Annotated in this window: 10 protein-coding genes and 1 pseudogene; 4 read left to right on the plus strand and 7 right to left on the minus strand. The window is 44.5% G+C overall.

Going from position 1 to position 8,582, the window contains the following annotated elements; translation table 11 throughout:
- Window positions 1-194: 194 nt before the first annotated feature.
- The gene (locus tag ACKI4H_RS04220; RefSeq protein WP_407304056.1) at window positions 195-551 is read right to left on the minus strand and encodes a helix-turn-helix domain-containing protein; all 357 of its coding nucleotides are present in this window, start codon (window positions 549-551) and stop codon (window positions 195-197) included.
- 169 nt (window positions 552-720) lie between these two features.
- Here ACKI4H_RS04220 and ACKI4H_RS04225 point away from each other — a divergent pair, with 169 nt between their 5' ends.
- Complete coding sequence (locus tag ACKI4H_RS04225) at window positions 721-1,155, plus strand: hypothetical protein (protein WP_407304057.1); 435 nt, start codon at window positions 721-723, stop codon at window positions 1,153-1,155.
- A 167-nt stretch (window positions 1,156-1,322) separates the two neighbouring features.
- Here the strand turns inward: ACKI4H_RS04225 and ACKI4H_RS04230 are convergent, their stop codons facing one another.
- Window positions 1,323-2,078: a hypothetical protein gene (locus ACKI4H_RS04230; protein ID WP_407304058.1), complete on the minus strand. Its 756-nt coding sequence runs from the start codon at window positions 2,076-2,078 to the stop codon at window positions 1,323-1,325.
- Window positions 2,079-2,177: 99 nt separating this feature from the next.
- On the opposite strand from ACKI4H_RS04230, the gene ACKI4H_RS04235 reads away from it, so the two are divergent.
- Window positions 2,178-2,444, plus strand: coding sequence for a helix-turn-helix domain-containing protein (locus tag ACKI4H_RS04235; protein WP_407304059.1), 267 nt, complete (start codon window positions 2,178-2,180; stop codon window positions 2,442-2,444).
- A gap of 215 nt (window positions 2,445-2,659) precedes the next feature.
- Window positions 2,660-3,022, plus strand: coding sequence for a hypothetical protein (locus tag ACKI4H_RS04240; RefSeq protein WP_407304060.1), 363 nt, complete (start codon window positions 2,660-2,662; stop codon window positions 3,020-3,022).
- A gap of 515 nt (window positions 3,023-3,537) precedes the next feature.
- On the opposite strand, the gene ACKI4H_RS04245 is transcribed toward ACKI4H_RS04240, so the two are convergent.
- The 5 genes from ACKI4H_RS04245 to ACKI4H_RS04265 all read right to left on the minus strand — a co-directional run bounded on the left by ACKI4H_RS04245 (window position 3,538) and on the right by ACKI4H_RS04265 (window position 8,260).
- Complete coding sequence (locus ACKI4H_RS04245; RefSeq protein ID WP_407304061.1) at window positions 3,538-4,101, minus strand: hypothetical protein; 564 nt, start codon at window positions 4,099-4,101, stop codon at window positions 3,538-3,540.
- Window positions 4,102-4,539: 438 nt separating this feature from the next.
- Window positions 4,540-5,040, minus strand: coding sequence for a hypothetical protein (locus tag ACKI4H_RS04250; protein ID WP_407304063.1), 501 nt, complete (start codon window positions 5,038-5,040; stop codon window positions 4,540-4,542).
- Window positions 5,041-5,167: 127 nt separating this feature from the next.
- Window positions 5,168-6,232: a hypothetical protein gene (locus ACKI4H_RS04255; RefSeq protein WP_407304064.1), complete on the minus strand. Its 1,065-nt coding sequence runs from the start codon at window positions 6,230-6,232 to the stop codon at window positions 5,168-5,170.
- Between the two features lie 136 nt (window positions 6,233-6,368).
- Window positions 6,369-6,779, minus strand: coding sequence for a hypothetical protein (locus ACKI4H_RS04260; RefSeq protein WP_407304066.1), 411 nt, complete (start codon window positions 6,777-6,779; stop codon window positions 6,369-6,371).
- A gap of 200 nt (window positions 6,780-6,979) precedes the next feature.
- The gene (locus ACKI4H_RS04265; RefSeq protein ID WP_407304067.1) at window positions 6,980-8,260 is read right to left on the minus strand and encodes a tyrosine-type recombinase/integrase; all 1,281 of its coding nucleotides are present in this window, start codon (window positions 8,258-8,260) and stop codon (window positions 6,980-6,982) included.
- Between the two features lie 183 nt (window positions 8,261-8,443).
- On the opposite strand from ACKI4H_RS04265, the pseudogene ACKI4H_RS04270 reads away from it, so the two are divergent.
- Window positions 8,444-8,582 (plus strand): annotated as a pseudogene (locus ACKI4H_RS04270) (replication-associated recombination protein A); the annotation flags it as partial.

Genomic DNA, 8,582 nt, shown 5'->3' on the forward strand with positions numbered 1-8,582 from the left:
GAAGCAGGCTGCCAACCAGTTCGCCATTATGTTCGGCGAGCGCTTCACGAACGCAATTATCTAACTACGAATTCTGGCCCCGCACACAGAATTTCTGACAGGTCCCTGTAACCGAAACGGTTATGTACACTATAAATGTACGGCGCTGCACGTCAACACTTTGTGCTCCACATCGTGAGAAATGCTAAATTTATTTATAGCCTGACTTTAAGGTGGCCTGCAATCTTCTTAACCACTTCAACAATCATGGATCGGTCAGCTTCGGGCAAGGTTTGCAGTATCTGCGCGATCATCTCCGCTTGGTCGCTGGCGCGGTTACTGCTGGATATTAGAAGATCGTCAATGCCGCACTCGTATACCTCAGCCAGCTCGGCAAAGCGTTGAACTGTGGGCATCGTGAGGCCACGTTCCATGCGTGAAACAGCTTCCGTCCCTATCTGAAGAGCCTCAGCAACCTGTTCCTGAGTGAGTCCCTTGGCTTCACGTCGTTGGGCCAGAGTGCGGCCAATGCTTTTGAAGAGCTCTCCGTGTTGGTTGTTATCGATGGACATGCTCACCCCAATTTATTTATCAACTTGTATGGTGGCAAGTCAACCTAAGAAGATGAACATGCGTTAGAGTTGTGTATCAACCCAAAGGGTTGAGTTGGTGATATTAACTGGAGAGGTCGCCGGTCTTGACCGCGACTCGCCCCCTACAACTTGAGTATGAGAGGAATTAATGGGAACGCAATGTCCAAATTGCCGTGGCGATCACACGCAAGCTATCCGCGCAGTCATCCAGGCAGGAACAACTTACAGCAACGGGTCTGTGGTGGGTGTCGGAGTTGGTACCAGCGGTGCTGGCACTTTTGCTGGTAGTAGCAGCACTACGAGCCAGACCACCTTGGCGGCCCGCTTCAGTGAACCTAAGAAGCCGAAGAAGCTGGAGATGATCGCAGGCGGCATCATGTCGGTTGCTACCAGTCCGTGGCTTTTCAGTAAAACACCACTGGCTTTCATCACCCTTGGTCTTGTCGTGTGGTGGGCATGGGAAACGCGTGCCTATATGAAGCGCAGCAAGCGCTACGCGGAACACTATCCTGTTTGGAAGAACATGTATGATTATGGCTACTATTGTCATGCCTGTGGAAATACCTTCGCAGTGCGAAACTAAGCGGCATTTTCCTTTTAAAAAGCACCTCCGGGTGCTTTTTTGTTGACCTTTGCAGTCTTCTTGGCGCTTTTGAGGAAAAGAAGAGAGGTGAGCTGGGGTTTTACTGAAGATAGATGTTGATAAAGCACCTCTCGGTGCTTTATCAACGATTCACAGCAATAGGTTAATTATTTAGGCGCACGCTTCACAACAAGGTTCGCTGCAAGTGTAGACTGTGGATTGCTATACAGCGTTGCCAGAACATCCCAGAAAGCGGTTGAGCTCGTGTCGTTCGTGCCGAAGCCATTAAAGTGATTCGCCAGACCCAGTGCATGCCCGAATTCATGGGCCACGATTTCTTGCGTTACGTTGCAACGGCCATTGCCAAGGTTGATGAAGACAGGGTTGGAATAAATGCCGTTCTGGATGTCGGGCACGATCATGCTGCCAGTGCTCGGTCCCGTTGCCACATTGGCGCAGTAACCAGCGTAATCCGTTGAACCAGGTGGCACCCAGGACGTTCCGTAGCTCACCTGAATGAACTTTCCACTAGTAGGGAGTGTATTGGTCGCATCCAATACCAGCAGACCGGCCAGCTTGGTGTTAATCAGCGCTACTGAAGTGTTGACCTTCGCAGCGTAGTCCTGCGCTGTCGTGTCACCGGCTGCTGGAGTAGGGATGTAGACCGGAATATGACGGCTTGGGGTATCAGACCAGCGCCACGTTCCAGCAGGCCGACCATTCGCACCGGGGCCGAAGTCAATGTTAGTGGATTGAACCAGCGAAATCACTTGCGCATCAGTGGGGCTGTTAATGCCAGCACTTGGTGGTGGGGTGCTGTTAGAGCCTCCGTTTGAGCTGCCGCTATCACTACCTCCACCACCACACGCAACCACCAGGCAGGACACAGCTATAAAGCCAGCAATCGTCTTAGTTTTTTCCACGTTTATCTTTCAAAGTTATTGAAATTACATTTTTAAAAATGCTTCATATGGGAAGCAAACTCCGTGGATGCAAATGTATCACATCGCTAGGGTTACGTCATGTCAGCGAAACCCAAGCCACCCACCGTATTGCCATCAGAGGACGATCTGCGTGGCATGGTCGCGTTCAACGTGCGTTTGCTGAGAGTGGGAAAAGGCTGGTCGCAAGAAAAGCTTGCATTGGAATGTGGATTAGACCGCTCATATGTCTCAGCCGTGGAGCGTTCGCGCTGGAACGTTTCGCTGTCCAATATAGAGGCAATTGCCAAGGCTCTTGAGGTTCAGCCGTGGATCTTGCTAAAGCCGCCTAGTAGTGACGTGATCTAAGTTCAAGACCTTAACTAGAATTGAAGGGCGTGGGCTTACGCTGTCTTCTTTAATATTCCAGGAGGACACAGGCGAGCTGGTCCCTTTTTCACTGACGTGATCCCAGCGTATTCTTGATTGAAAGTACCGTTGCTGGAAGTGAGCAACAAACTGAAACTGATGTGTTGACTTAAATGGGATATATCGTATGTTCTTCTTAAAAAGGAGAGCGATATATGAAATCAGTACTAAACTTATTGGCGCGTATTTGGAGATACTTTATGAGCTACGGCAGTTTTCAATTTGAAGGAAAGAACGTTGTCCAAGATCTGAAGCTCGTGCAAGCTGTTCATGCAACCGTTAAGGGCAGCATCATTGAAATCTTGACGATTGGCGGCACTACAGAGACTGTTCCGAATACCTCCGTCAATATTGGACAACTTGTAGGCTATTGCTATGTTTCAGAGGTAAAAATATCCGATGATCTTGAGGTCATTGAATTTGAGATTGAAGAAAGCAAGGGAAAAGAACTGGAAAGAGATGCTTGGAGGAAAAGCAAAGGCTTGAAATCCAATACTTCATCTTATAAATTAAAATAAAAAAGCACCTGCGGGTGTTTTTTTTACGTTTTAAACCGACAATTGATAAGTTTTCAATCAACTGCGTTGGAAGATATAGATTGGCTCTCATTTTCTGTTCGGCATAGTTCATAAATTTTTCTTTGTTTGTATTCACATAATAAATTCAAAGAACTTTATCAAGTTTTCCGCTCGCGGGATTTTATTCTTTATTCTATGTTAGTAATCTTTAATATATACTACTTTGTACTATGTATTGAATAGAGTAATGATTGATATATATTGCTTTATGTCAAGCATTCTTTATCAAACATACGAAAAGGGCTTGGACAACATAACACGAAGGCTTGATTAACAAGCTTTCAGGGGCTTGGTTGAGATTTTAAGGGGCTTGGTTGAGGGGCTTGGACACAATGCCGTGAATGCTTGATTAATAAGCTCTGAGGGGCTTGGTTGAGGGGCTTCCATGAGATTTTAAAGCTATTGACTTATTGCTGCTCTACTTATATGCAGTCGTAAAAAAATCCCCACGGGGATTATTTTGTGTATCCAAAAATATCTTCTATATCGTCGGTTGTCGGTATGTTTTCATAATCGTCGGGAACAGTAGATTTTTTTATTTTTTCTTTAAAGATTTCGCTTTCGTATTCTTTGAATGTCTCAAAAAATGTTGCTCTTCTCTTCAAATTTCTATGGAAATTAAATTCTTGTGCATTCATACTCACATACAACAATACAGCTTTAATATCGTCAAAATTGGGCGCCTGTGGAACTTCTAGCACTTGCAAAACCAGGGGGGTCGTATTAAAGATTTTTATGTAATTTAATTTTTCAAGCTGTTTCAAATAGCCAGAAATATCGCCGTCATTGATTTTCATTTCTTTTGCTAGACCAGTCTTGAAGACTTCACTATGAACACCGACAAGACCGTTCTTGTATGTCACCTTACAAGCCAAATGCACCATAATTTGAAACAAGATATTTTTTGAGCGAGGAATTAGAATTAATTCATTGAAGACTTTTTTGTTTAATGAGAAATAGCTAAATTCTTCATTTTGCTTGTTGACAACAGCAGATTTATTATTTATATTTAATGACATAGGATTTCCTTTTTAGTTTTTGTTTAGTCACCAATCATTAAAACAGGTTATCCAAAAAAATCAAGCCCCAGCAATGGGGCTTTTTTTTATCATCGGCATAGATTTGATGGTAGCCACAGTGAGAGGACTTGGTTGACTTTGAGTAATTGTATTGACAATGTCAGAGAATTCATTAAAGTAAGAATGCCTGTTTTGGATAATCCCCTTTCTTAAGTAGAGTTCTTTATTATTGGTGTGGTCGGTAAAGGATGCTTAGGCATCCTTTGCTTTTTTATGTGAGAGAAATAGACAATCTAGGACAGTATATGAAAATAGAAAGATTACCCGAAGATGCCTTGATATTGTTCTATCTTGGGATCATTAACTTAAATTAGCTGTGATAGTGGTTTTGCTGACGTGGCATAGGTTACTGTCGGACCGGTTCCAGCGTTCTCGGAATTATGCTTGAGGAAGCTTCCAAGGGCGAACTCCAGAGTACGGTTTGAAACATTTATTGCAGAGGATTGGGTTGTTTCTGTGGCGCATGTCAGGTTCGCCGTTGATTTTCCTATAGGTATAAATAGGTTCTGTCTTTTTACTACAATGAGTGCATATCGGGCGACGGGCTTCATGCTCTTCAGCGAGCAACTTCTTTCTCGCCTCTTGCTCTTTAGCCTTTTCTAATAGTTCTTTCTCTTGGACACAGGCTTCAGCTTGCAAAGATGTGGCTGTTTGGTTTCTTGTATAACTACCTTGAAACATTTCAACTATCTTTGTGAAGTCGGAAATCAGACGCAGAATATCAGGGGCCGCACCAAAGATCGCACCAATGAAAGCCAATACTTTGAGTAAATCACGATCTTGGATTCCGAACAGCAATAGACCTATAAAAATTGCTACAATTGCTCCGGTAGCAGCGGACGCAAATGGCGCAAGTATGCTTCTGATTAATGAGTTCACGAATTAATTTTCCTGATCAGTGAAATTCTTTCAGATGAATCGGCGTTGGCGGGGCATCTCTTGAAAGTCGTTCTTTTATCATAAAAATTGGAATCCACGAATATTGTTGTTGATAATGCAATGTTTATCAATCATCTCCACTGTTATCTGCATAGCCGTCACAGTGTTCACAACCCATCGCGTAAGTATTTTCACTTGATCCTGTCATAGAGTCGCCGCAACATTCACACTTCTCCAATCTGTCAAAATATGTCAGGCAATCGGTACAAAGATACCCGTCTTCATACTCGCATACCGAGTGATAGCTTTGGCACTCATCGCAATTGGCGGGCGTATGAGAATCAACATCATGCTTAGTGCCACGAACTGGATTTTGGTCAAGTAAATCAAACAGGTCGTCATCGGGAAGCTTATGAGCGCATTTAGTGCATTTAAAGCCTTCGTATGCGACTAGGTTTTGATTGGTTTCACCACAAGCGGGACAATCTAGTTTGACTCGTTTTTCGCTGTGAAAGCAAACCATGCAGTTGCATAGCAGAAGGTTTTGGACGTCCTCTTCAACATGCAGCGCACTTGTGCCACATCCTAGGCAATCTTCAAAAATATGCCCACCTTTTTTCATGCCATCAATTTTTTTATTCAGGCTGTCAAACTTTGCCTTGGCGTAATGATTGTTATTAATTAAGTCGCGCTCCATACGACGAAATTCAGATTGAAATGGCTTAAACTCTTCTCGCCATGTATCAGTAATAAATCTATTGAGTTCAAACCAAGCCTGCGCTTGTTCAAGTTTAATTTCTTCTCTTTGCTTTCCGTTTATTCCGCTATGATAGAAGTGAACCATACGATTGCGATGCTTGCGAACCTTGTCAAAGGCTTCTTTTGCGGTACTCTGCAAAGGCTTTTTTAATGCGGTAGCTAGACGGGTACACGCATCATCGAATGAAACCGAAACAAAATCACCAGCCTCATAATTTTGGCGGTTCAGGTCACGATCAACGACAACAAGAGCCCAATGTTCATGAACAAGTGGAGCTTTTAAGAAAATCTCTACGGCTGTGTAGAAATTGACAACTGAATGTTTCGGTTCGCTTTCAAGTTGAGAAATTGCCTTGGTCAGAAAATCTATTCCATTGAGAACTAAATTTTCGAAATCTGATGCGGCATCTTTTTTTGCACTAATTTTGGACATTCCCTATTTCCTCTGCCTGTGAGCTGAAATTTGTTGGCTTTTGGAAATCTTCTCATAGATTTTGGATTCTGGCTATTTGTGCTGACACAGGGCGAAAAAAAAGCACCCGAAGGTGCTTTCTGTAAAGTTAAGGGGGTTACGCTGCTTGGAATTCTGCTTCGGTAACTTCACCCAGTTGTACTTTGTTAGGCACAACTCCTTCACGACTGGCGAGCTTCTTGAGGAAGTTCGCTTTGGCTTTTTTATCAGCACGCGTGACCAGCCATGCATCTACCGACTTGCCGTTCTTATAGGCTTCAAAACAGCCTTCAGCTTGCAGGAACTTTGGCGGGTGGGCCAGCCACACACCAGTCTCGTCACCCTTGGTTGTTTTCAGAGGCTTGCTCATGGTGCGGGTGCTGGTAGCTTTGGGAGCGGTAATAGTAGTTTCAGGAGCAGGGAATGCCTTAAAACCCAGTTCCGCAGCAGTGAAGTTGAACAACTTGATTTGTTCCAAAACACTTGCCAAAGCAGCAGGGCGCTCAGCTTGCAGGTGAGCCGTAACCATGTCCTCAAACTCTTTGCGCTTAGCAAGGATCTCAGCAAGGGTCAGCTTCTTGGTTTCTGCCATAAAATTTCTCCAGTAAGTAAGATTGTGTTGTAGTGGCCTGATCTCAACAAGCCGCTACAGTGTTGTTTGCGTGTTGATGATTGTACTTTATGAGTAAGAACAAGCGGCGTCAACTATCTTGTTCAATCTTTTATCATTTAATTTCTATCGCCATAGTAGACATTGGTCATGGAGATAGATCCGTGACCAGCTAGTGCCATGATCTCATCTTCATTTAGGGCGTGTCCAGCACGCAGTTTTGCAAAAATCTCTGCCAGGCGATCAGGCATGTTCTGAACAGTGGTTTCAACTGTTTGTGGCGAGACACCCATCTCTTTTGCAATCTGGAAGCTATTGAGGCGTTTTTGACGAATCAGCTTAGTGAGGGCGGTTCGGCGTGTATCGTGGAAGTGAAGACGGGTATCTGGGTCATCATACAGGCCAAGTGCTTTCAATGCATCAACCCAATATTGACGAAAATTCCAGGGTGTGAGCTTAAAAATCGGCCCTTTAGCAAGGCGATTCGCTTTGAGCCATTCTCGGAAGTCATCGTCTTCAGGAATCATGATATCCCTTGGTCGACCGTTTTTGGTTTTTGGAATGTGGATAGACCAAAGCTGAAGATTGACGTTCTCCCATTGGGCGTCTAAAACCTCGCTTTTCCGTGCGCCTGATTCAAGGCATGTCACGAACAAGTAGTAGGGTTCTTGATTGGCTTTGAGCTTCATCCATTCAGCAATCTGAACTGCTTCATCGTCAGAAAGTACACGCTTACGTCCGAGGTAAGGTTTAGGCTTTTCACCTTTAGGTAGCATTTTGACTGGATTCATCAAGCCGTGCGGAAAATTCTCAGGATAGAGCTTATAAACCTTCTCAAACGCAGAACTAATCATCGAGATTTCCCGAAGAATCGTATTGTTCTTAATGCCAGTACGCCGTCTTGAATCCATGTAGGCAATCAAGAGCCAGAAGTCTACGGTGTCAATCTTGAACTGGCCGAACTCAATATGGTCTTTTTTATAGATGCGCCCCATCATGGCGTCTACGACCGTGTTTTGATAGCGGTAGTTGTCAATCTTCGGCCCCAAGTCTTTAAGGTAGATTGGAATGCTGGGGATTGCCCGAAGACAGCGGTTCAGGTTGGTCTTGAACGATGAAGCAGAATGCTTGCTCATATGTTGGTTGAAATAGTCTCTGAGAAGTGCGCTCATGTCTGGCATCTCAAGTTGATATTTCAAGTCAAAGATTAAATTCTGTGGGACGCCTGTGCTGATACGATGAAGCTCTTGCTCTTCCCACGAACGCGCAACGCCTTCGTTGTCAAAGAGCTTGGAGATCTTTTCACCTCCCTTACGAATCTGAACCCGCCACTTGGTGACACTGACCTTACGGCCAGTTTCTTTGTTCAAAACCTTGTATTTGATTGGGTAGACCGACACCGTGACCTCTCCTGTTTTGTGGCTGTTTTAGGGCGCAAGATAAGGCGGTGGAGTGGCCTGATTGCACCATCAAAATTTGTTGTGCGAAAAATTGTGCATGAAAAGGTGCCGTTTGTGCAAATATATCGTTTGTAGGCAACCTAACTCGTTGATTATTAACAAGTGCAATGCATCTTATCTAGCTTCAACAAATCGCAGCAGGATGCCTTGCTGCCGTTCGTGGAAAGCGGCCTGGTGACGCTGATCGGCGCCACCACCGAAAACCCCTCGTTCGAAGTCAATTCGGCATTGCTGTCGCGCTCCCAGGTGTACGTGCTCAAGG

The sequence above is a fragment of the Acinetobacter sp. genome (assembly GCF_045628685.1).
Taxonomy (GTDB): domain Bacteria; phylum Pseudomonadota; class Gammaproteobacteria; order Pseudomonadales; family Moraxellaceae; genus Acinetobacter.

Coding starts and splice junctions, on each gene's coding strand:
- ACKI4H_RS04220 (WP_407304056.1), bottom strand. CDS start 551: ATGTCCATCGATAACAACCAACACGGAGAGCTCTTCAAAAGCATTGGC.
- ACKI4H_RS04240 (WP_407304060.1), top strand. CDS start 2,660: ATGAAATCAGTACTAAACTTATTGGCGCGTATTTGGAGATACTTTATG.
- ACKI4H_RS04245 (WP_407304061.1), bottom strand. CDS start 4,101: ATGTCATTAAATATAAATAATAAATCTGCTGTTGTCAACAAGCAAAAT.
- ACKI4H_RS04235 (WP_407304059.1), top strand. CDS start 2,178: ATGTCAGCGAAACCCAAGCCACCCACCGTATTGCCATCAGAGGACGAT.
- ACKI4H_RS04260 (WP_407304066.1), bottom strand. CDS start 6,779: ATGGTTACGGCTCACCTGCAAGCTGAGCGCCCTGCTGCTTTGGCAAGT.
- ACKI4H_RS04255 (WP_407304064.1), bottom strand. CDS start 6,232: ATGTCCAAAATTAGTGCAAAAAAAGATGCCGCATCAGATTTCGAAAAT.
- ACKI4H_RS04225 (WP_407304057.1), top strand. CDS start 721: ATGGGAACGCAATGTCCAAATTGCCGTGGCGATCACACGCAAGCTATC.